Origin of the sequence: Kitasatospora saccharophila, from assembly GCF_039529925.1 — a bacterium.
In the GTDB taxonomy this organism is placed as follows: domain Bacteria; phylum Actinomycetota; class Actinomycetes; order Streptomycetales; family Streptomycetaceae; genus Kitasatospora; species Kitasatospora saccharophila.
On record NZ_BAAANS010000022.1, the window covers coordinates 112,626 to 134,178 of the forward strand.

Below are 21,553 nucleotides of genomic sequence, written 5' to 3' on the forward strand. Positions count from 1 at the left end.
CTTCTCAGCGCACCGTCAGGAAGTCCTCCGCGGAGCGCGCCTGACGCTCCCTCGGCTCCTCCGCCGCCCGCCCCACCGCGACCGCCCCCATCGGGTCCCACCCCGCCGGGAGGTCCAGCGCCGCGCGGACGGTCTCGCGGCAGAACATCGTGGAGGAGACCCACGCCGAGCCGTACCCCTCGCCGGCCAGGGTGACCAGCAGGTTCTGCACGGCGGCGCCGATCGCGACCACGAACATCTCCCGCTCGGCGGCGGCCCGCCGCTCGTCGGGGTAGTCGTGCGAGCCGTCCATGACCAGGCAGGGCACGATCAAGTACGGTGCGCCGCGCAGCACTTCGCCCCGGGCGGTGCGCCGGGCGACGCGCTCCTCGCTCCAGCCGTCGAGCTCCCGCAGGTCCCGCTGCCAGGCGGCGAGCATCGCGTCCAGCAGCCCGGTCCTGGCTTCCGCCGTCTCCAGCAGGACGAACCGCCAGGGGGTGGTGTGGTGCGGGGCGGGGGCGGTGACCGCGGCGGCGACGGCCCGGCGCACCGCGCCGCCGTCGACCGGTTCGTCGGTGAAGGCGCGCACCGTGCGCCGCAGGGTGACCGCCTCGCGGACGGCCTCGGAGGTGCCGAGGCGGAACATGTCCTGCCCGGCGGCGCGGACCAGCCGGCGCGCGCCCTCCCCGTCGTCCTCGGTGACCAGCCCGGCCAGGCCGCGGACGACCGCCACCGGGGTGCCGGTGGCCTTGCCCTTCACCAGGTCGGCGGCGGCGGCGAGTTCGTCGGCGGTGGCGGTGACGGTCAGCCGCAGTTCGTTGCCGTGGCTGTCGACCCGGCCGCGGTGGTCCTCCAGCACGGGCAGTCCGGCGGCGCCGATCGCGACGTCGGTGAGCCCGCTGCGCCAGGGGCGGCCGAAGGTGTCGGTGATCAGCACGGCCAACCGCCGCCCGGTCAGCTCCTGGAGCCGGGCCCGCAGCAGCCGGGCGGAGGCGTCGGGGTCGACCGGCAGCAGCAGGATCGTGCCGGGCGGGGTGTTGGACGCGTCGACGCCGGCCGCGGCCATCACCAGGCCGTTGCGGTTCTCGACGATCCGGGAGCGGCCGCGGCGGGCGACCACCCGGACGGTCTCGGCGTCGATCGCGGCCTCCCGGTCGTCGGCGCGCACCAGTCGCCCCTCGGCCTTGGAGACCACCTTGGAGGTGACCACCACGACGTCGCCGTCCTCGAACCCGCCCGCCTTGGCGATCAGTTCGGCCAGGTCGTCGCCGGCCGCGATCTCCGGCAGCCCGCGCACCGGCAGGACGTGCAGCCCCTCGCTCCCGCTCACTTGCCGACCTCCGCGGCCAGCGCCAGCGCGGCGCGCGCCATCTCGGCGGTGGCCTCGACGGAGCTCATCAGCAGCGGGACGGCCCGGCAGGCGATCCCGGCGGTGGCCACCTCGTCCACCGCGGCGGCGTCCGAGGTGTCGACCAGCCAGCCGTCCAGCAGTCCGCCGTCGCGGCGCGCGCCGTAGTGCCGGGCGACGGCCGCCGCACTGGTCTCCACGCCGACGGCGGCCAGCACCTTGTCGGCCATGCCGCGCACGGGGGCGCCGCCGACGATGGGGGAGAGGCCGACCACGGGGGCGGTCGCGGCGGCGACCGCCTCCCGGATGCCGGGCACGGTGAGGATGGTGCCGATCGAGACCACCGGGTTGGACGGCGGCAGCAGGACGAGGTCGGCCTCCGCGATCGCCTCCAGCACGCCGGGCGCGGGCTTCGCGCTCTCGGCGCCGACCGCGACGATCGCCTCGGCCTCGACGGCGGCGTGCAGCCGCACCCAGTACTCCTGGAAGTGCACCACCCGCGGCCCGTCCGCGTCGGTGATCCGGACGTGGGTCTCGACCCGGTCGTCGCTCATCGGCAGCAGTCGCACGCCGGGCTGCCAGCGGTCGCACAGCGCCTCGGTGACCGCGGACAGCGGGTACCCGGCGGCGAGCATCTGGGTCCGGACGATGTGGGTGGCGAAGTCCCGGTCGCCGAGCCCGAACCACTCGGGCCCGACCCCGTACGCCTTCATCTCCTCCTTGACCGACCAGGTCTCGTCGGTGCGGCCCCAGCCCTGTTCCTCGTGGATGCCGCCGCCGAGGGTGTACATCACGGTGTCCAGGTCGGGGCAGACCTTCAGGCCGTACAGGTGGATGTCGTCCCCGGTGTTCCCGATAACGGTGATCCGGTCCTCGGGGGTGAGGGCCGCCCGCAGCCCGCGCAGGAACCTGGCTCCGCCGATCCCGCCCGCCAACGCAGTGATTCGCATGGCTTCATCCTGCCAGCGCGTCAGTGCGCCCAGTGACGCCCCGGGTTCGCGGCGGCCGGGTCGGCGGGGGCGCCGGCCGGGTCGGCGGCGGTGGTCGGGTACTGGTTCATCTCGACCAGGCCGGGCGTGTAGAGGTGGAGGGAGACCGCGGGCTCCAGCGAGGCGTTGACCATCTCGTGCAGGTGCCCCGTGGAGAACACCCGCAGCCCGCCGGGGCCCAGCGGGCGCGAGCCCTCGCCGCCCGCCGTCAGCGAGCGCTCGGTGAGCTCACCCGCGAGGACGGTCATCACGCCGGAGGAGCGGCCGTGGTCGTGGAAGCCGCTGGACTGGCCGGGCAGCCAGCTCAGCAGCCAGACCTCGTAGCCGGGGCCGGTCTCCAGCCGGGCGTACCAGCGGGTCAGCGCGTCGTAGCGGACAAGCGGCTCCCAGCGGGCGCGGTCGGCGGCGATCTCGCGGACCAGCCGGGCGTAGCCGCCGACCGTGGTGGGGTGCGCGGGCAGGTCGGTGCGGGCCAGGTGCGGGAAGGCCATCGGGTCGCCCGCGATGGACACGTCGCTCAGGCCGTCGGCCCAGCGGGGCGCGGGGAGCGCGGCGGGCGCGGAAGGGAGCGCGGGGAAGTGCTTGCGGTCGCGGTTGCGCTTGCGGAGACGGGGCATTCGCACGATGACGTCCTCGGGTTCGGCTGGGATGGGATCAGCCGGGGCCGCGGGGACGTTCAGGGGGGACTGTCGCGCGGTCGGCCTCTGTTCCGGGGCGGCGCGCGGTGGGACGCGTGCGCCTAGATACAGCGGAGACAGCGGCAACAACACGAGGAGTTCGCGGCAGCGCCGAGGAGCGCCTGGCGGCGCCGGTCGGCGAAGGTGGCCGGGAACTCTGACATGCGGGCAAGCAGACCGCAACCGACCCTCCAGTGTCAAGGCGGACTGACGGACATTCGGGTCACATCAGCCTTGAACCACCGGATGGGGTGATAAGCGCCCATTAAGGTTTCGAAGCGGAAAACCCCGGGAAGGGACGCCCTGAGATCGCCCCGGACCGCCCCGGTCGGGAGCGGCAGTGCGGCCTGAGGGCTGGTCAGGGACCAGGCGTGATGTCCGGGTTGTCCGGATATGTACACTATTCGTAGTGGCTTGGTTCCGGGGAGTGAATCCTTGGCCCAATACCAGAGCTCGGCTTGACTAGGCCAGAGTGACGCAACTGTAATTTCTCTCGTGTCGTTCCGCCGCACCGGCAACGGCAACACCACGGGGACGCCAAGAGGGGCAGAGGAGGCGCGCCAGAATGAGCGAGCTCTTTGAGCTGTTGATCGGTGAGGGCATCGAGGAAGACGAAGAGGAACTCGGCTGGCAGGAGCGCGCGTTGTGCGCCCAGACCGACCCAGAGTCCTTCTTCCCCGAGAAGGGCGGATCGACCCGGGAGGCCAAGAAGGTCTGCCTGGCGTGCGAGGTCCGCGCCGAGTGCCTGGAGTACGCCCTCGCGAACGACGAGCGGTTCGGCATCTGGGGCGGCCTGTCCGAGCGCGAACGCCGCCGGCTCAAGAAGAGCGCGGTCTGACTCCTCCGCACCACCCGGGACCCGTGCCGGCGCCCCGCCTCCGAGAGGCGGGGCGCTTTCGCATTCCCGGCCGCGCTCCCGGCGCGTCCCCGGCCCGCTCCCCGGCCCGCTCCTGGGCCCGCTCCCGGGCCTCCGCGCCGCCGGACGCGATACCCACTGCACCGTCTTTTCACACACACCGGGGACGATCGCGCCACCCGGAGCCGTTAGTGTGGTGCGTCATCTGCCGTCAAACCCGAACCGGTGGTCCGCGCACCCGATGACTGTCTACAGCCACCAGAGCGGCTTCTCCGCTGCCAGGCCGCCCGCCTACCCGCGCCACTTGGTCACCGCGGTGATCGTTTCGCACGACGGCGCCCGCTGGCTGCCGCAGGCGCTCGCCGGACTGCTCGGCCAGGACCGGCAGGTCCAGCGCATCCTCGCCGTGGACACCGGCTCCACCGACAACTCCCCCCAACTGCTCGCCGACACCCTCGGCGACTGGCTCCCCGAGAGCGGCCCGCAGGTCCTCGGCCGCCGGGTCGGCTTCGGCCGCGCCGTCGGCGAAGCCGTCTTCAACAGCCCCCCGCTGCGCCCCGAGGACCTCTCCTACAGCCTCGACCCGTCCGGCTACGACCCGGTCACCGGCGGCTGGGACGACTTCGGCGACCCGCTCGCGGGCGAGGACGAACTCGGCCGCGGCGGACCGCGCGAGACCCAGCCGGTCGAGTGGCTCTGGCTGCTGCACGACGACTGCGAACCGCAGACCGACGCCCTGCGCCGGCTGCTCCAGGTCGCCGACTCCACCCCGACCGCCGCCGTGGTCGGCCCCAAGCTCCGCTCCTGGTACGACCGCAGGCAGCTGCTCGAAGTCGGCGTGACGATCGCCCGCTCCGGGCGGCGCTGGACCGGCCTCGACCGCCGTGAGCAGGACCAGGGCCAGCACGACCAGGTCCGCCCGGTGCTGGCCGTCTCCACCGCGGGCATGCTGGTGCGCCGCGACGTGTTCGAGGAACTCGGCGGCTTCGACAAGGCGTTGCCGCTGATGCGGGACGACACCGACTTCTGCTGGCGGGTCAACGCCGCCGGCCACCGCGTGGTGGTCGCCCCCGACGCCGTGCTCCGGCACGCCGAGGCCGCCAGCCGCGAACGCCGCACCATCGACTGCGCCCCCGCCCACCCGCACCGGGTCGACAAGGCCGGCGCCGTCTACACCCTGCTCGCCAACTCCAAGGGCCTGCTCTTCCCGTACGTCCTGCTGCGGCTGATCCTCGGCACGGTCCTGCGGGTGGTCGTCAACCTGGTCGGCAAGGACCCCCGGCAGGCGTACGACGAGATCGCCGGCCTCGGCCACGAACTGCTGCGCCTGCCCCGGCTGATGGCCTCCCGGGCCCGCCGCCGCCGGACCCGCTCGGTCGACTCGCTGGACGACCGCACGCTGTTCCCGGCCCCCGGCGCCACCGTCCGGCTCGCCGTCGAGAACGTCGTCTCCTCGCTCGGCATCGGCGGCACCGACGACACCGGCGGCCGGCACGGCTCGGTCGAGTCCGGCCCCGGCGACGAGGACGCCGACGACCTGGTGGTCGAACAGTTCGCCCTGCTCAAGAAGTTGGTGCGGCGCCCGGCCCCGGTGCTGTTCGCCGCCCTGCTGGCGTTCGCCCTGATCGCCTGCCGCAACCTGATCGGCTCCGGCTACCTCCAGGGCGGCGCCCTGCTGCCCGCCGCGGACGGCGCGGCCGGGCTGTGGAACATGTACGCCGCGCCCTGGCACGCCATCGGCACCGGCAGCACCGCCGACCACCCGCCCTACCTCGCGGTGCTGTCCGTGCTGTCCTGGGCGCTGTTCGACCACGCCGACCTCGCGCTCACCCTGATCGTGGTGCTCTCGGTGCCGCTCGCCGCGGTCAGCGCCTACCTGGTCTCCCGGCCGCTGATCGCCTCCAAGGCCGTCCGCGCCTGGGCCAGCGCCACCTACGCGGTGCTGCCCGCCGCCACCGGCGCGCTCGCCCAGGGCCGGATCGGCACCGCCGTGCTCGCCGTGCTGCTGCCCCCGCTGGCCCGCGCCGCCGCGATCACCGCCGGCCTCGGCATCCGCAAGGAGACCGCCGCCAAGGGCGCCCGCCCCGGCTGGCGCTCCGCCTGGATGACCGTGCTGCTGCTCACCGTCAGCACCGCCTTCGTCCCGCTCACCTGGGCCATCGCCGTCCCGCTCTGCCTGGCCGCGCTGGTCCACGCGGTGCTCCGCGGCGGCGCGTTCGGCTCCGGCGTGCAGGCGGTGCGCCTGCTCGGCCTGCGCGTCGCGGTGATCCTCGGCCTGCCGGTCCTGGTGCTCGCCCCCTGGTCGCTGCAGGTGCTGGCGAACCCGTCCCGGCTGCTGCTGGAGGCCGGCGTCCCCGGCTTCAACGGCCCCGCCGCCGACCCGCTCGGCCTGGTCCTGGTCAACCCCGGCGGCGCCGGCACGCCCCCGGTCTGGCTGTCCGCCGGCGTGGTGCTCGCCGCGCTCGCCGCCCTGCTGCGCGCCGACCGCCGCCGCGCCGTACTGGCCGCCTGGGGCGCCGCCGCCGCCGGGCTGGTCTTCTCCGTCGCGGTGGCCGGCACCGCCGTCACCCCCGCCTCCGGCGGCCCGCAGACCGCCGCCTGGGCCGGCCCCGCCACCCTGCTGGCCGGCGTCGCGCTGCTGGCCGCCGCCGCGATCGGCGCCGACGGCGCCAACGCCCGGGTCTCCGGCATCGCCTTCGGCTGGCGCCAGCCGGTCGCCGCCCTGGTGCTCGCCGCCGCCGTGCTCGCCCCGGTCGGCACCGCCGTCTGGTGGGCGCTCACCGGCGCCGACGGCCCGCTGCGGCGCGGCACCGACGCCCAGGTCCCGGCGTTCATCGCCGAGTCCGGCAACACCACCGACCGCTCCCGCACCCTGACCGTCACCGGCGACGCCGACGGCGCCTCCGTCCGGTACGCGCTGGTGCGCGGCGCCGGCCTGACCACCGGCCAGGCCGAGGGCACCGTGGACGCCGCCGCCGACGGGCAGTTGGGCCAGCTCACCGCCAAGCTGCTGGCCGGCTCCGGCGGCGACCTGGCCCGCACCCTCGCCGGGTACGGCATCAGCTACATCCAGGTGAAGGACCCGGTGATCGCCAAGGTCCGCGACGTGCTGGACACCACGCCCGGCATCGTCCGGCTCAGCCTCGACAACGGCACCGGCCTGTGGCAGATCAACAGCGTCCCCGGCAGCCGGGCGCAGATCACCAGCCCCGGCACCGTCCCGGTGACCGTCGCCGCCGGGCAGCACGACATCTGGACCACCGTCCCGGCCGGACCGGCCGGCCGGCAGCTCCGGCTCGCCGAACAGGCCGACCCCGCCTGGCAGGCCACCCTGAACGGCAAGCCGCTCAAGGCCGTCACCGTGGACGGCTGGGCCCAGGGCTTCACCCTCCCCGCCGAGGGCGGCCGGCTCGACGTCACCCGCACCGGCAGCGCCGCCCACACCGCCTGGGCCTGGGGCCGGCTCGCGCTCGGCGTGGTCGTCCTGATCCTGGCCCTGCCCGGCCGACGCAACACCAACGACGACGACATCCCCGAGGACGTCGTCGCCGCCCAGGCGCTGGCCGCCCAGGCCCAGGCCCAGGCGCCCGCCCCCGGCAGCCGCCGGGCCCGCCGGCTCGCCGAACGCGGCGAGGGCGAGGACGCGCCGGCCGAGCTCGGCGTCTACGCCCCCGGCATCCCGGCCCAGTCCGCCGGCGAACCCGACCCCGCGCCCTACCAGCCGGAACCGGAGACCTTCGCCGACCCGTACCAGGCCGACCCCTACCAGGCGGACCCGTACCAGCAGCAGGGCTACCAGGGCGACGGCTACGGCTACACCCAGCAGCCCGTCGGCGCGCCCTACCAGGGCGACGGCTACGACCAGTACGGCCAGCAGCCGGGCTACGGCTACGACGCCCGGCCCGCCCAGGGCTGGACCGACCCGTACGCCGCCGGCTACCCGCAGCAGGACGGGCAGCAGCAGCCCTGGCTGCCCGAACAGCAGCAGCCCACCACCTACTACGACCCCAACGACCCCTACGGCGGCGGCCACCCGCAGCAGCCCGGGACGGGGAGCTGACCCGCGATGAAGAAGCCCACCCTGAAGGCGCCCAAGCTCAAGGCCCCCAAGCTCAAGGCCCCCGACCTGAGCGCCGTGGCCGGCGGCAGCCGCACCGGCCAGTCCCTGCTGGCCGGCGTGGCCGTGCTCGGCCTGGTGTTCGGCGTCGCCGAGCTGCGCGCCCCCGCCACCCCGGCCACCGACACCGGCGCGCGCACCACCGCGCAGGTCGAACGCACCGCGCTGGTCTGCCCGCCGCCGATGCAGGGCGTCACCGGCTCCACCAACCTCACCCTGTTCAGCCCCGAGGGCGGCACCGGCGCCACCGGCACCGGCCGGCTCGCCGAGGCCAGCGCCGACAACGTGGTCGCCGCGCAGAACCTCGCGCAGCCCACCGCCGGGGCCCAGCCCTCCGGCTCCCCGTCGGCCGCCCCCTCCGAGCAGCCCTCCGGCAGCCCGGCGGCCGTCACCCCCGCGCTGGACGCCCGGGTCACCCTCGACAAGCCCGGCGCCCCGGCGACCGGCCCCGCCGCGAACAACGACGAGGCCCCCGGCAGCTTCGCCATCGCCACCGGCAACCTCGCCCCCGGCTTCACCGCCACCCAGGTCACCACCTCCGAGAACGGCGGCACCAGCCTCTCCGGCGCCGACTGCGTGCCCTCCGGCACCAGCTTCTGGTTCGCCGGCGCGAGCAGCGGCGCCAACCGGGTCGACTACGTCACCCTGGTCAACGCCGACAGCCTGCCCGCCGTCGTCGACCTGCACATGTACGGCGACAAGGGCGCCATCGACAACGAGCTCGCCACCGGCATCGCGGTCGCCCCCGGCCAGTCCCAGCGGCTCCTGCTCAGCAGCTACACCAAGGGCGCCGTCGACGACCTCGCCCTGCACATCGTCACCCGCAGCGGCCGGATCGGCGCCGGCGTCCACGCCAGCGACACCGGCAAGGGCACCGACTGGCTGGAGCCCTCCGCCGACCCCGCCCCCGCCGTCACCGTCCCCGGCATCCCCGACGACGTCACCACCGCCCACCTGGTGGTCGCCACCGACTCCGCCGACGACGCCGACCTCAAGGTCCAGCTCTCCGGCAAGAACGGCTGGTTCACGCCCGCCGGCAAGGAGAGCATCCACGTCAAGGCCGGCATGACCGCCACCCTCGACTTCCAGTTCTCCAGCGAGAACCGCGAGGGCGCGAGCGCGATCCGGCTCACCCCCACCAGCCAGGACCACCCCACCCCGATCGTGGCCGGCCTGCGGGTCGACCGCGAGAACAAGGGCAAGACCGAGTCCACCTGGCTCTCCGGCGGCTCCCCGATCGGCGCCCGCGCCTCGATCGCCGACAACCGGGCCGGCCAGACCAAGCTGATCCTCACCGCCGTCGACACCGACGCCAAGGTCAAGGTCACCAGCTCGGCCGGCGCGAGCGGCGGCACCCCCGCCACCAAGGACGTCGACGTCCCGGCCGGCACCACCGTCACCGTCGAGGGCATCGACCCCCAGGGCGCCAACGGCCCCTACGCCCTCACCCTCCAGACCCTCGGCGGCGGCCCCGTCCTGGCCACCCGCCAGCTCAGCGCGGTCACCAAGGACGTCCCCACCTTCACCACCCAGCAGTTCCGCGACGACCACGCCACCGTGGAGGTCCCGCACGTCGCCGCCGACCCGGGGATCGTCCTCAAGCAGTAGCGAGGGAGCCCCGCCAGGGGCTCGGGGAACGGCGAGTCCGTGGCTGCTGACGGTTCACTGCCGGAGCGCGCATCGGCTTCGGGTTCCGTTTACTACACGCAGCAGCACGAACCTCCGATGGGCTCCGGCCGTCAGCAGCATCGACTCGCCGTTCCCCGAGCCCCTGAATGCGCGCTCCTTCGCCCGGCTACTCCTCGCCGTAGCGCGGGTCGATCGCGTCCGGCGAGAGCCCCAGCAGTTCCGCGACCTGCTCGATCAGGATCTCGTGCACCAGCGCGGCCCGGTCCTCCCGGGACTTGGCGCGGATCTCGACCGGCCGCCGGTAGACCAGGATCCGGCTGCGCCGGCCCCGTTCCGCGGGGATCACCCGGCCGAGCGGCACGGTGTCCGGTTCGGGCTCGCCCTTGGCGGGCAGCGGCACTTCCAGGACGGCGAACTCCACGTCCTCTAACTGCGGCCAGCGCCGCACCAGCCGCTCCATGGACTCCCGGACGTAGTCGTCGAAGAGCTCGGACCGGGTCAGCGAGATGGGCACCTGCGGCGGGGCGAGTGGCCCGCGCAGGCCGCGGCCGTGCCGGTCGCGGTGCTTGCGGCGACCGGGCCCGGGCGGGGACGGGGGTGTCGAGCTGTCCATAGCAGTGTCGAGCGTAGTCCCTGGATGCCCGGAAGTGGACCACTCCAGCACGGCGCGTAACGGCGACGGGACACGCGAGCCGGGGGGCGGGTCTTCGCGGGCCGGTCCGACTTGCGGTACCGTCCACCCTCGTGAGCTCTGTACGTCGTTGTTCGCGGACCGCGTGCGGCCGTCCGGCCGTGGCGACGCTGACGTACGTCTACGCGGACTCCACCGCGGTGCTCGGCCCGCTGGCGACGTACGCGGAACCGCACTGCTACGACCTCTGCGCCGAGCACGCCGAGCGGCTGACCGCCCCCCGCGGCTGGGACGTGGTCCGCCTGGCGGGCGACACCGGGCCGCTGCGGCGCAGTAGCGACGACCTGGAGGCCCTGGCGAACGCCGTCCGCGAGGCGGCCCGCCCGCAGGAGCGCACGCCGCGTCAGGGGCCGCCGCCGGAGGGCGAGTCCGGCCGCCGGGGGCACCTGCGGGTGCTGCGTTCCCCGGAGAGCTGACCGGCCGGGCCCGGACTGGGACACCGCCCGTTCCCCCGGGCCGGGTACGCTGCCCCTCTGCGGTTCGGACGGATGCGTCCGGTACGTCCGCAGCACGTCGCAGCACACACACGGGAGCATTCTGGTGCGGGACCTCAAGCAGCTTGTGAAGGCGTACGACGTCCGGGGCGTCGTGCCCGACCAGTGGGACGAGTCGCTGGCGTACGCCTTCGGTGCGGCCTTCGTCGAGGTGGTCGGCGGCAGCGCGGTGGTGGTCGGCCACGACATGCGCCCGTCCTCGCCCTCGCTGTCCCGCGCCTTCGCCGAGGGCGCCGCCTCCCGCGGCGCCGACGTGGTGGAGATCGGGCTCTGCTCGACCGACCAGCTGTACTACGCCAGCGGCAGCCTGGACCTGCCCGGCGCGATGTTCACCGCCTCGCACAACCCGGCCCAGTACAACGGCATCAAGCTGTGCCGCGCGGGCGCCGCCCCGGTCGGCCAGGACACCGGCCTGTCCGACATCCGCGAGCTGGTCGAGTCCTGGCTGGACGAGGACGGCAAGGTGCACGTCCCGGCCGTCGAGGTCGCCGCCGTGGGCGCGCTGTCCGCCAAGGAGACCCTGGGCGGCTACGCCGACCACCTGCGCAAGCTGGTCGACCTGACCGCGATCCGCCCGCTCAAGGTCGCGGTGGACGCGGGCAACGGCATGGGCGGCCACACCGTGCCCACCGTGTTCGACGGCCTGCCGCTGGACGTCGTCCCGATGTACTTCGAGCTGGACGGCACCTTCCCCAACCACGAGGCCAACCCGCTGGACCCGGCCAACCTGGTCGACCTGCAGGCCAAGGTCCGCGAGGTGGGCGCCGACATCGGCCTGGCCTTCGACGGCGACGCCGACCGCTGCTTCGTGATCGACGAGAACGGCGACCCGGTCTCCCCGTCCGCGATCACCGCCCTGGTCGCCGAGCGCGAGATCGCCCGCGCCCAGGCCGCCGGCGAGGCCAACCCGACGATCATCCACAACCTGATCACCTCCTGGACGGTGCCCGAGGTGGTCCGCGACCTCGGCGGCGTCCCGGTCCGCACCCGGGTCGGCCACTCCTTCATCAAGCAGGAGATGGCGAACACCGACGCGGTCTTCGGCGGCGAGCACTCCGCGCACTACTACTTCCGCGACTTCTGGCGCGCCGACACCGGCATGCTGGCCGCGCTGCACGTGCTGGCCGCGCTCGGCGGCCAGGACGGCCCGCTGTCCGCGCTGACCGCCAAGTACGAGCGGTACGCCGCCTCCGGCGAGATCAACTCCACCGTCGCCGACCAGGCCGCCGCCACCGAGAAGGTGCGCGCCGCCTACGCCGGCCTGGAGGGCGTCACCACCGACGAGCTGGACGGCCTCACCGTGGCCGGCCCGGACTGGTGGTTCAACCTGCGCGCCTCCAACACCGAGCCGCTGCTGCGCCTGAACGCCGAGGCCAAGGACCCGGCGAAGATGGCCGAGCTGCGCGACGGCGTGCTGGCGATCGTCCGCGGCTGACCGCCGCCGTCAGCCCGCCGCTGACTTTTCGCGTGCCCCGGCCGGTAGGGTTGCCACCGGCCGGGGTACTGCTGTGTCACCGGCTTCCCGCACCGTTGCCCGAGCCCCCGGAGTCGACCGACATGAGCCTGCCGTCCTTCCTGCTGGAGATCCTGGTCTGCCCGGAGTGCCGCTCCCCGCTGGACGAGGAGACCGAGGGCGAGGTGCACGAGCTGCGCTGCACCGGTGAGGGCTGCGGCCTGGTCTACCCGGTGCGCGACGGCATCCCGGTCCTGCTGGTGGACGAGGCCCGCCGCCCGTCCTGACCCTTCCCGCCCCGCCCGCCGCTGGAGGCCAGCCGCCATGTTCGACGACTCCCTGCTGGACGACCCGGCCGCCGTGCAGCGCGCCGACCGACGGCGCGAACTGCTGGCCCTGGCCGGGGCGGGCGCCCGGATCCGGATCGCCCTGCGCCGGGCCGACGCGGCCGGCGTGGGCGCGCTGGACCCGGACGGGCGGCCGCGCGCGGTGCTGGTCGCCGGACACGGCGGGGTGCTGACCGCCGCCGCCGTGCTGGCGGCGCTGGCGGTGCCCAGCAGCCAGGTGTGGCCGCTGCCGCCGTCCGACGCCCGCCCCGGCGGGTTCGCCTTCACCGACGGCGAGACCTGGCAACTGCCGGGCTGGGCGGGCTCGTTGGACCTGATCGTGGTGGCCAGCGAGAACGGCCGCGAGGGCGGCCTGATCAACCTGGCCGAGCAGGCGTACACCCGCGGCTGCGCGATCGCGGTGATCGCCCCGGAGGGCTCGGAGCTGTTCGAGGCGGCGCTCCAGGTGCGCGCCCTGCCGCTGCCGTTCGAACCGAGCGCGGTGGAGCCGGAGGGCTCCGACGCCGAACCCGACCTCCCGGCCGAGGACCCGGCCGCGCTCTGGGCCTTCCTGGCCCCGCTGCTGGCGCTGGCCGACCGGACCGGCGTCACCCAGCTCGCCCCCGGCGCGCTGGAGGCCGCCGCCGACCGGCTCGACGAGGTCGCGGTGCGCTGCCGCCCCGACGCGCACGCCTACGACAACCCGGCGAAGACCCTGGCCGCCCGGCTGGCCGAGACCGTCCCGCTGCTGTGGGCCGAGGGCGCCCCGGCCACCGCCGCGGCGGAGCGGTTCGCCGCCGCGCTGGCCGACCGGGCCGGCCTGCCCGCGCTGGCCGCCCGCCTCCCGCAGGCGCTGACCGCGCACCGCGGCATGTTCACCGGCCGGCTCGGCGCCGACCCGGACGACTTCTTCCGGGACCGGGTCGACGAGCCGGTCCCGCTCCAGCTGCAGGTGCTGCTGCTGCGACACACCCCGGGCGTGGCCGAGCTGGAACAGCCCGGCTGGCCGGTCGCCCGGGCCCGCCGGCTGGCCACCGCGCACGAGGTCCGGATCACCGAGCAGACCTCCGCCCTGGAGGACCCGCTGCAGGCGCTGGCCGAGCTGATCGGCCTGACCGACTTCGCGGCGGTGTACCTGGGCCTGGCCACCCGGAGCTGACACGGTATCGTCCCCTCGTCAACCAAGGTCCGGCAAAGCCCGGACCCGCGCGGAGGGACGTACGGGGTTTGAGCACCGAAGGCGGCACCAAGGCACTGGTCGCGGCACTGTCCGCGAACCTGGGGATCGCGGTCAGCAAGTTCGTGGCGTTCGCGTTCTCGGGGTCCTCCTCGATGCTCGCCGAAGGCGTGCACTCGATCGCCGACTCCGGCAACCAGGTGCTGCTGCTGGTCGGCGGCAAGCGCTCGAAGCGCGCCGCCACCGAGGAGCACCCGTTCGGCTACGGCCGCGAGCGGTACGTGTACGGGTTCCTGGTCTCGATCGTGCTGTTCAGCATCGGCGGCATGTTCGCGATCTACGAGGGCTACGAGAAGATCGCCCACCCGCACGAGCTGGACAACTGGTACTGGCCGGTCGGCGTGCTGCTGTTCGCCATCCTGCTGGAGGGCTACTCCTTCCTCACCGCCTACCGGGAGGCGTCGAAGGACAAGGGCCAGCACGGCTGGTCGGCGTACATCCGCCGGGCGAAGGCCCCCGAGCTGCCGGTGGTGCTGCTGGAGGACTCCGGCGCGCTGGTCGGCCTGGTGCTGGCGCTGCTCGGCGTCGGCCTGAGCGCCGCCACCGGCGACGCGGTGTGGGACGGCATCGGCACCCTGTGCATCGGCGTGCTGCTGGTGGTCATCGCGCTGGTGCTGGCGCTGGAGACCAAGTCGCTGCTGATCGGCGAGTCCGCCGACGCCGAGGTCGTCACGAAGATCCGCGAGGCGCTGGTCGACCACGACACCGTCACCTCGGTCATCCACATGCGCACCCTGCACGTCGGCCCCGAGGAACTGCTGGTCGCCGCCAAGATCGGGGTCAACGCGGAGGACAGCGCCGCGGTGATCGCCGAGGCGATCGACCACGCCGAGGTCCGGGTCCGCAAGGCCGTGCCGATCGCCCGCGCGATCTACCTGGAGCCGGACATCTACTCCGAGGAGAAGGCCCTCGCGGGCCCCGACGCGGACGCCACTCCGGGCGGACCCGGCCGGAACACCCACTGAGCCGCGTCCGATCGGTGTAGATTCGTCAGCAGTGCCAAACGTCGCTGCTGATGGCGGTCGATCGGAGCGGGCTCCGGTCGAGGGAGAGAGGTCCTCCGACGGATTGTGCCGCAGCAGAGGGTCGCTCCCGTGCGCCCTCTGCCGCTCAGCACACCCGTAAACAGGCCCTTCCACGAGGAGTTCGCATGTCGAACCAGCCCACCGGCGACTTCAAGGTCGCCGACCTCTCCCTGGCCCCGTTCGGCCGCAAGGAGATCCAGCTCGCCGAGCACGAGATGCCCGGCCTGATGTCGATCCGCGCCGAGTACGCCGAGTCCCAGCCGCTGGCCGGCGCCCGGATCACCGGCTCGCTGCACATGACCGTGCAGACCGCCGTGCTGATCGAGACCCTCACCGCGCTGGGCGCCGAGGTCCGCTGGTGCTCCTGCAACATCTTCTCCACCCAGGACCACGCCGCCGCCGCGATCGCGGTGGGCCCGAACGGCACCCCCGAGGACCCGCAGGGCGTCCCGGTCTTCGCCTGGAAGGGCGAGACCCTGGAGGAGTACTGGTGGTGCACCGAGCAGGCGCTGACCTGGCCGGACGGCCAGACCCCGAACATGATCCTGGACGACGGCGGTGACGCCACCCTGCTGATCCACAAGGGCGTCGAGTTCGAGAAGGCCGGCGCCGCGCCGGACCCGTCCACCGCGGACAACGACGAGTTCCGGATCATCCTGGAGCTGCTCAACCGCACCCTGGTCGAGACCCCGCAGAAGTGGACCGAGGTCGCCGCCACCATCAAGGGCGTCACCGAGGAGACCACCACCGGTGTCCACCGCCTGTACGAGATGCACCGGGACGGCAAGCTGCTGTTCCCGGCGATCAACGTCAACGACGCCGTCACCAAGTCGAAGTTCGACAACAAGTACGGCTGCCGGCACTCCCTGATCGACGGCATCAACCGCGCCACCGACGTCCTGATCGGCGGCAAGGTCGCCGTCGTCTGCGGCTACGGCGACGTCGGCAAGGGCTGCGCCGAGTCGCTGCGCGGCCAGGGCGCCCGGGTCATCGTCACCGAGATCGACCCGATCTGCGCGCTGCAGGCGGCGATGGACGGCTACCAGGTCACCACCCTGGAGGACGTGGTGGGGATCGCCGACATCTTCGTCACCACCACCGGCAACAAGGACATCATCCTGGCCTCCCACATGGAGCGGATGAAGCACCAGGCCATCGTCGGCAACATCGGCCACTTCGACAACGAGATCGACATGGCCGGCCTGGCCAAGCTCCCCGGCGTGGTCCGCACCGAGGTCAAGCCGCAGGTCCACGAGTGGCGCAAGGCCGACGGCAAGACCATCATCGTGCTCTCCGAGGGCCGCCTGCTCAACCTCGGCAACGCGACCGGCCACCCGTCGTTCGTGATGTCCAACTCCTTCGCGAACCAGACCATCGCGCAGATCGAGCTGTTCACCAAGACCGAGCAGTACCCGGTCGGCGTGTACGTGCTGCCCAAGCACCTGGACGAGAAGGTGGCCCGCCTCCACCTCGACGCGCTGGGCGTCAAGCTCACCACCCTCACCCAGGAGCAGGCCGACTACATCGGCGTCCCGGTCGAGGGCCCGTACAAGGCCGAGCAGTACCGCTACTGACCCGGCCCGCTACGGTGCCCGGCCCCCTCGGGGTGCCGGGCACCGGCGCGTTCCGGCCCGCTACGGCAGCACGTCGGCGGACCAGGAGCGCTCGTCGGAGCCGCGCGGCACCACCCGGGTCAGCCAGACCGGCATCGTGCTCCCCGCGTCCGCCGCCGGCTGCAGCTCCCGCACGCACCAGCGGACCCCGTAGCCGGACGAGCAGAGCCCCGGGTCGTACTCCGGGAACCCGTTCGCGTCCGGCCCCGGCGACCCGGACGGCCCCGGCGACCCCGACGGCGGGCCGTCCTGGCCCGGCTCCACCCGCACCGTGACGTAGTGGATGCCCTGCTCCTGGAAGGTCAGCTCGGCCTCCCACGGGGCCGCACCGTGCGCGGCGTGCCGCAACGACGCGTTGCTGACCACGGTGTCCGGCGGCAGCGAGGACAGCGAGACCGGCAGCGGCGGCGTGTACCGGCCCGGCACCACCCCCGCCGCGACCCGCAGCGGCAGCTGCTCCCGGTCCGCCTCCGGCAGCCCCGAGCTGTCCAGCTGGTACCAGATCCCGTCCGCCCCGCGGAAGCGCAGCCGGGACGGCGTCCCCTGCGCGAACGACGCGTCGCTCGACGTCACCCAGTACGCCTCCCGCCCGTTCACCGGCGCCGCGTCCACCCGCAGCCCGTCGCCCGCGCCGATCAGCGGGTCCACGTCCGGGGTCACCCCCTCCGGGAACGCCGTCAGCAGGAACTGGACCCGGTCGTGGTCCACCAGGTCGCCGTAGGCCATCGCGTCCACTCCGGTCGACTCCGAGCGGTACTCCACCGTGCTCACCGAGTCCGGCAGCCAACCGAACCTGCCCGGCACCGTCAGCACCGTCCGGCCGACCACCGGCACCGCCGAACTCCGCTCCGTCGGCCCCGACTTCCGGTACGCGTCGGGCGGCAGCGACCCGGACGGCGAACCGCTCCGCGGCGCGGCCGGGATCCCGGCCGGACCCGCCCCGCCCCCGGAGCCCAGCACCGCGAACGAGCCCACCGACAGGGCCACCGCCGCGACCGCCGACGCCACCGTCCAGACCCGCCGCCGGTGCAGTTCCCGGCCCCGCAGCACCGCCAGCGCCGGATCCACCCGGGAGGGCGGCGCCGCGGCCTCCTCCGCCGCCACGTACCGCGCCATCCGCACGGACAGCTCCTCGTCTTCCCCGTTCACGCCCCCGACCTCCCCACCGTGCGCAGCGCCGATGACCGCCGCAGCGCCTCCAGCGCCCGCGAACTCTGGCTCTTCACATTGCCGCTGGAACACCCCAGCTCGGCCGCGGTCTGCTCGACCGACAGATCGCAGTAGTAACGCAGCACCACCGTCGCCCGCTGCCGCGGCGGCAGCGCCGCCAACGCCTCCCGCAGGTCCAGCGACACCGCCAGGTCCGGCTCCGGCTCCGCCCGTCCCTCCACCGGCCGCGCCGCGGGCCTGGTCCGCCGCCACCACGCCGTCCGCTGCTCGGCCAGGAAGGTGTTCACCAGCACCGTGCGCGCGTAGCCGTCCCGGTTCTCCGCCCGGCCGGCCCGACCCCAGTGGGTGTACAGCTTGGTGATGCTCTCCTGCACCAGATCGTCCGCGCGGTGCCAGTCCGCGCACAGCAGGTACGCGACCTTCCGCAACCAGACCGCTCTGGACGCCACGAACGCGGTGAACTCCTCGTCCCGCGTCAGCTCCGCCATCCCGGCAGCCCCTCCCTCCCCAAGACCGGCGGCGCGACCGCACCACCGACCCCCTGATGCCGCCCGCCCCCGGGAAGGTTGCACCCGATTACGTAGGCTTCCCCCCATGCCGAACGGCCGCTACTCCCTCCACGACCCGCACGACGGAACCCCGCTCGGCGAGGAGCGCTTCCAGTGCGCCCCCGGCCCCGCCGGCTGGCGCTACGTCGCCAAGCGCTACCGCCCCGACGGCACCGTCCAGGGCACCACCGACCTCACCCTGGACGCCCGCCACCGCCCGATCCGGCTCGAACTCCGCTCCGGCGGCTGGCAGGTCCGCGGCGGCGCGCTCGACGGCGTCCACTGGGTCCGCGCCGACGCCGCCGGCACCGCCCCCGAGGAGGCGGTCGAGGGGGAGGACCGGGCGCACGCCTTCACCGGCGACTCCCCGGCCTTCCTGATCGCCACCGCCCGCCTGCTCGCCCTCGACCCCGGCGGCAGCGCCCGGATCCGCCTGGTCTCCTTCACCGGCGACGCCCTCGCCCCCCGCACCCTCGACCAGGGCTGGCAGCTCCACTCCGTCCAGGACCACCCCACCGACACCGGCCCGCTCCCCGTCGAGCACTACCGGGTCACCGACCTCGACACCGGCGAGGTCCGCGACCTCCACCTCACCGGGGACGTCCTGCTCGGCGCCCCCGGCATCGAGCTCGAAGAACTCGACTCCCCGCCCAACCCGCGCCGCGACGCCTGACTACGCGGGCGGCGCGAACCCGCCGCCACCCTCGGCGGGCGCCTCGGCGGGCGCTGCGGCAGGCGCCGCGGGCTTGGCGAGCGCCACCGGCGGCGCCGCCTGCGGGGGTACCGGGGGCACCGGCTGGGCCTGTGGGTACCCGAGCTGCCGCACCGGCGGCCCCGGCACCTGGCCCGGTACAGCCTGGTTCGGCACCTGGCCCGGCACCGCGACGGCCACCGGCACGGCCTGCGCCTGCTGGGCCAGCTGGGCCGTGTACACCGCGTACGCCGCGGCCGAAGCCCGCTCCCACTCCCGGCGCTGACGCTCCATCAGCACCGCCCCCAGGTACACCAGCGCCGGCAGCCCCGCCGGCGCCGGCCAGCCCGTCCGCTGCGCCAGCTCCCCGGCCAGCCGGTCGCCCAGCGCGGCCGCCACCGGCTCGTCCAGCTCGTGCATCCGGCTCAGCACCTGGCGGGCGGACAGCCACAGGCCGTCCGGCACCGCGGACAGGTCCAGCGCCACCAGGTCCGCGCCCAGCGCGTGCATCACCTGCGGCGGCACCGGCGGCACCGCCCCCTGGTCCCGGGCCCCCTGCGGCAGCCGCTCCCGGATCACCATCGTCCCGCCGAATATGTCGCCGAGCCGGCGCCCCTCCGCGGAGCACAGCGAGGTCACCACCGCGGGCATCGCGAACATGCCGAAGTCGATGACGCCGACCAGCCCCCGCACCAGCGCGTGCCGGAACCGGATCGGACCGCCGTCCGAGCGCACCACCCGCAGCCCCAGCGCGATCTTCCCCAGCGACCGCCCCTGCGACAGGGTCTCGATCAGCGTGGGCAGCAGCACCGTGCAGAACACCACGGTCACGATCGCGAACGCCGCCGCGGCCGCCGGCTCCAGGTCGGAGAGCCCCAACGACAGGCCGATGATCAGGATGAAGAACGCCACCATGTACACGAACCCGTCCAACAGCCTGGCCAGGGCCCGCGACGGCAGTCTCGCCGTCCGCAGCCCCAGGACGACCGCCTCACCGGTCACCAGCTCGCTCACGCCACCCACCCGCTCCGCTCCACGGCCCGCCGGCGACCCCGCGTCGCAGACCCGACCCCCTCACCAACAGCGGCAAAGATAAGGCCGTACACCCCCGGCGGGTAACCCCGGGCCGCCCTTCGGAACGGCGCTCCCGGCAACCCTGACGCGCGGGCCGCCCGCTCTGGCAAGCTAAGCCCCGCAACCGCCCGGCCGCACACCAACCAGTGGCCGCCCCCAGCCCCGCCGCGCCCCCGGAGAGAGCCGCCATGGACCTGGACGTCTTCGTCGCCGCCCACCAGGCGGAATGGCACCGGCTGGAGGTCCTCAGCGGTCGCCGCCGCCTCACCGGCGAGGAGTCCGACGAGCTGATCGCCCTCTACCAGCGCGCCACCAGCCACCTCGCCCAGGTCCAGGCCACCGCCCCGCACCCCGGAGTCGAGGGCCGGCTCACCACCCTGGTCGTCCGCGGCCGCAACGCCGTCGCCGGCGCCCGCGCCGCCTCCTGGCGCGACGCCGCCCGCTACTTCACCGTCAGCTTCCCCGCGCTCCTCTACCGGGCCCGGCGATGGTGGCTCACCGTCGGGGCGGTCTCCTTCGTCCTCAGCGCCGTGATCGCCTGGTGGATAGGCACCCACCCCGAGATGGTCAAGTCCCTGATGTCGCCCGAGCAGTACGAGCAACTCACCAAGCCCGGCGGCGAGTACGAGGCCTACTACACCGAGCACCCCTCGGCGAACTTCGCCGCCCAGGTGTGGACCAACAACGCCTGGGTCGCCGCGCAGTGCCTGATCTCGGCCGTCCTGCTCGGCCTCCCGGTCCTGTTCATCCTGCTGAACAACGTCTTCAACCTCGGCGCCGGCATCGGCATCATGGCCTCCGCCGACCACCTCCAGCACTTCCTCGGCCTGCTCGTCCCGCACGGCCTGCTCGAACTGACCGCCATCTTCGTCGCCGGCGGCCTCAGCCTCCGCCTCGGCTGGACCGTCATCGACCCCGGCCCCCGGACCCGCTCGGTCGCCCTCGCCGAGGAGGGCCGCGCCGTGATCGGCTCCGTCATCGGCCTCACCGTCGTCCTCATGGTCACCGGCTTCATCGAGGGCTTCGTCAGTGGCTCCGCCCTCCCCAGCTGGATCCGCATCGGCATGGGCCTCGCCGTCGAGGCCCTCTTCCTGGTCTACGCCCTGGTCCTCGGCAAGCGCGCCGCCGGCGACGGCGAGATCGGCGACGTCGAGGCCGCCGACCGCACCGACCACCAGCCGATGGCCGGCTGACCGCCGAGCCCCCGGGCCCCGGGTCCTCGGGGCTCACGGCGCGGCGTGGTCACGGGTGCTCCGCCAAACCTGGTAGCCTGATGATCAACCCGGCAGGACCATTGACGTGGTTCCCATGGGCTAGTAGGTTTGAACGGTTGGGAGCGACTGGACATACAGTCCGCCCAGGCGTAGTGTCTACGACACCGCCAAATCGAGGCAGCGCGTCCGAGAGGATGCTGGCCCGGTCAGGCAAAACCCCGAAGCCGAGCAGTGCAGAGCTTTTGATAAGGTCTGCAGCGAAGTCGAAGGAATTCCCACTCCAGCGGGAATGGAAATCAGAGCGAAAAACCTCTGATAAGCTGGGAACACGAAAGAACGAAGGCCCGGAGGGTCCGCAGGAATGCGGCTCGAAGGAAGCATCCGTTCCTTGAGAACTCAACAGCGTGCCAAAAGTCAACGCC

18 protein-coding genes are annotated in these 21,553 nt (G+C 73.9%); 11 read left to right on the forward strand and 7 right to left on the reverse strand.

The window, feature by feature from the left end:
• Positions 1 to 4: 4 nt before the first annotated feature.
• The 3 genes from ABD345_RS17845 to ABD345_RS17855 are packed head-to-tail and all read right to left on the reverse strand — an operon-like array spanning position 5 to position 2,807.
• Complete coding sequence (locus tag ABD345_RS17845) at positions 5 to 1,309, reverse strand: coenzyme F420-0:L-glutamate ligase (RefSeq protein WP_344553211.1); 1,305 nt, start codon at positions 1,307 to 1,309, stop codon at positions 5 to 7.
• Positions 1,306 to 2,277: a 2-phospho-L-lactate transferase gene (gene cofD / locus ABD345_RS17850; RefSeq protein ID WP_344553213.1), complete on the reverse strand. Its 972-nt coding sequence runs from the start codon at positions 2,275 to 2,277 to the stop codon at positions 1,306 to 1,308. Before cofD ends, ABD345_RS17845 begins: the two co-directional genes overlap by 4 nt.
• A gap of 20 nt (positions 2,278 to 2,297) precedes the next feature.
• Positions 2,298 to 2,807, reverse strand: coding sequence for a cysteine dioxygenase (locus tag ABD345_RS17855; RefSeq protein WP_344553234.1), 510 nt, complete (start codon positions 2,805 to 2,807; stop codon positions 2,298 to 2,300).
• 751 nt (positions 2,808 to 3,558) lie between these two features.
• Here ABD345_RS17855 and ABD345_RS17860 point away from each other — a divergent pair.
• The 3 genes from ABD345_RS17860 to ABD345_RS17870 all read left to right on the forward strand — a co-directional run bounded on the left by ABD345_RS17860 (position 3,559) and on the right by ABD345_RS17870 (position 9,574).
• Entirely contained in the window at positions 3,559 to 3,831 is a 273-nt protein-coding gene (locus ABD345_RS17860; RefSeq protein ID WP_014136066.1) for a WhiB family transcriptional regulator, read from the forward strand.
• 259 nt (positions 3,832 to 4,090) lie between these two features.
• Complete coding sequence (locus ABD345_RS17865) at positions 4,091 to 7,909, forward strand: glycosyltransferase family 2 protein (RefSeq protein ID WP_344553214.1); 3,819 nt, start codon at positions 4,091 to 4,093, stop codon at positions 7,907 to 7,909.
• Between the two features lie 6 nt (positions 7,910 to 7,915).
• A complete protein-coding gene (locus ABD345_RS17870) occupies positions 7,916 to 9,574 on the forward strand; it encodes a DUF5719 family protein (protein ID WP_344553215.1) in 1,659 nt (552 codons plus the stop codon).
• A 187-nt stretch (positions 9,575 to 9,761) separates the two neighbouring features.
• Here the strand turns inward: ABD345_RS17870 and ABD345_RS17875 are convergent, their stop codons facing one another.
• Positions 9,762 to 10,208 (reverse strand): metallopeptidase family protein, encoded by a 447-nt coding sequence (locus ABD345_RS17875; protein ID WP_344553216.1) that lies wholly within the window; start codon positions 10,206 to 10,208, stop codon positions 9,762 to 9,764.
• A gap of 131 nt (positions 10,209 to 10,339) precedes the next feature.
• Between ABD345_RS17875 and ABD345_RS17880 the strand changes: the two genes are divergently transcribed.
• The 6 genes from ABD345_RS17880 (at position 10,340) to ahcY (ending at position 16,395) form a co-directional block, all read left to right on the forward strand.
• Positions 10,340 to 10,702, forward strand: a complete 363-nt coding sequence (locus ABD345_RS17880) for a DUF3499 domain-containing protein (RefSeq protein WP_030461916.1) — start codon at positions 10,340 to 10,342, stop codon at positions 10,700 to 10,702.
• Between the two features lie 121 nt (positions 10,703 to 10,823).
• A complete protein-coding gene (locus ABD345_RS17885; RefSeq protein WP_344553235.1) occupies positions 10,824 to 12,215 on the forward strand; it encodes a phosphomannomutase/phosphoglucomutase in 1,392 nt (463 codons plus the stop codon).
• Positions 12,216 to 12,337: 122 nt separating this feature from the next.
• Entirely contained in the window at positions 12,338 to 12,520 is a 183-nt protein-coding gene (locus tag ABD345_RS17890; protein ID WP_030461914.1) for a Trm112 family protein, read from the forward strand.
• A 37-nt stretch (positions 12,521 to 12,557) separates the two neighbouring features.
• Positions 12,558 to 13,718 (forward strand): SIS domain-containing protein, encoded by a 1,161-nt coding sequence (locus tag ABD345_RS17895; RefSeq protein ID WP_344553218.1) that lies wholly within the window; start codon positions 12,558 to 12,560, stop codon positions 13,716 to 13,718.
• A 68-nt stretch (positions 13,719 to 13,786) separates the two neighbouring features.
• Positions 13,787 to 14,761 (forward strand): cation diffusion facilitator family transporter, encoded by a 975-nt coding sequence (locus ABD345_RS17900; protein WP_344553220.1) that lies wholly within the window; start codon positions 13,787 to 13,789, stop codon positions 14,759 to 14,761.
• A 185-nt stretch (positions 14,762 to 14,946) separates the two neighbouring features.
• The gene (ahcY, locus tag ABD345_RS17905) at positions 14,947 to 16,395 is read left to right on the forward strand and encodes an adenosylhomocysteinase (RefSeq protein WP_344553221.1); all 1,449 of its coding nucleotides are present in this window, start codon (positions 14,947 to 14,949) and stop codon (positions 16,393 to 16,395) included.
• A 60-nt stretch (positions 16,396 to 16,455) separates the two neighbouring features.
• On the opposite strand, the gene ABD345_RS17910 is transcribed toward ahcY, so the two are convergent.
• Both ABD345_RS17910 and ABD345_RS17915 read right to left on the reverse strand, forming a co-directional pair.
• A complete protein-coding gene (locus ABD345_RS17910) occupies positions 16,456 to 17,583 on the reverse strand; it encodes a hypothetical protein (protein ID WP_344553222.1) in 1,128 nt (375 codons plus the stop codon).
• Positions 17,580 to 18,092, reverse strand: a complete 513-nt coding sequence (locus tag ABD345_RS17915; RefSeq protein ID WP_344553223.1) for a SigE family RNA polymerase sigma factor — start codon at positions 18,090 to 18,092, stop codon at positions 17,580 to 17,582. Before ABD345_RS17915 ends, ABD345_RS17910 begins: the two co-directional genes overlap by 4 nt.
• A 106-nt stretch (positions 18,093 to 18,198) precedes the next feature.
• On the opposite strand from ABD345_RS17915, the gene ABD345_RS17920 reads away from it, so the two are divergent.
• Positions 18,199 to 18,825, forward strand: coding sequence for a hypothetical protein (locus ABD345_RS17920; RefSeq protein WP_344553225.1), 627 nt, complete (start codon positions 18,199 to 18,201; stop codon positions 18,823 to 18,825).
• On the opposite strand, the gene ABD345_RS17925 is transcribed toward ABD345_RS17920, so the two are convergent.
• Positions 18,826 to 19,857, reverse strand: coding sequence for an RDD family protein (locus tag ABD345_RS17925; RefSeq protein WP_344553226.1), 1,032 nt, complete (start codon positions 19,855 to 19,857; stop codon positions 18,826 to 18,828).
• Positions 19,858 to 20,105: 248 nt separating this feature from the next.
• Between ABD345_RS17925 and ABD345_RS17930 the strand changes: the two genes are divergently transcribed.
• Positions 20,106 to 21,110 carry a stage II sporulation protein M gene (locus ABD345_RS17930; RefSeq protein WP_344553227.1) on the forward strand — a complete coding sequence of 335 codons (1,005 nt, stop codon included), beginning with the start codon at positions 20,106 to 20,108 and terminating at the stop codon, positions 21,108 to 21,110.
• Positions 21,111 to 21,553: the final 443 nt, after the last annotated feature.

Bases quoted from the DNA above. Each gene is read 5' to 3' on its own strand.
- cofD (WP_344553213.1), bottom strand. From the start codon at position 2,277: ATGCGAATCACTGCGTTGGCGGGCGGGATCGGCGGAGCCAGGTTCCTG.
- ABD345_RS17855 (WP_344553234.1), bottom strand. From the start codon at position 2,807: ATGGCCTTCCCGCACCTGGCCCGCACCGACCTGCCCGCGCACCCCACC.
- ABD345_RS17860 (WP_014136066.1), top strand. From the start codon at position 3,559: ATGAGCGAGCTCTTTGAGCTGTTGATCGGTGAGGGCATCGAGGAAGAC.
- ABD345_RS17865 (WP_344553214.1), top strand. From the start codon at position 4,091: ATGACTGTCTACAGCCACCAGAGCGGCTTCTCCGCTGCCAGGCCGCCC.
- ABD345_RS17870 (WP_344553215.1), top strand. From the start codon at position 7,916: ATGAAGAAGCCCACCCTGAAGGCGCCCAAGCTCAAGGCCCCCAAGCTC.
- ABD345_RS17875 (WP_344553216.1), bottom strand. From the start codon at position 10,208: ATGGACAGCTCGACACCCCCGTCCCCGCCCGGGCCCGGTCGCCGCAAG.
- ABD345_RS17890 (WP_030461914.1), top strand. From the start codon at position 12,338: ATGAGCCTGCCGTCCTTCCTGCTGGAGATCCTGGTCTGCCCGGAGTGC.
- ABD345_RS17895 (WP_344553218.1), top strand. From the start codon at position 12,558: ATGTTCGACGACTCCCTGCTGGACGACCCGGCCGCCGTGCAGCGCGCC.
- ahcY (WP_344553221.1), top strand. From the start codon at position 14,947: ATGTCGAACCAGCCCACCGGCGACTTCAAGGTCGCCGACCTCTCCCTG.
- ABD345_RS17915 (WP_344553223.1), bottom strand. From the start codon at position 18,092: ATGGCGGAGCTGACGCGGGACGAGGAGTTCACCGCGTTCGTGGCGTCC.
- ABD345_RS17920 (WP_344553225.1), top strand. From the start codon at position 18,199: ATGCCGAACGGCCGCTACTCCCTCCACGACCCGCACGACGGAACCCCG.
- ABD345_RS17930 (WP_344553227.1), top strand. From the start codon at position 20,106: ATGGACCTGGACGTCTTCGTCGCCGCCCACCAGGCGGAATGGCACCGG.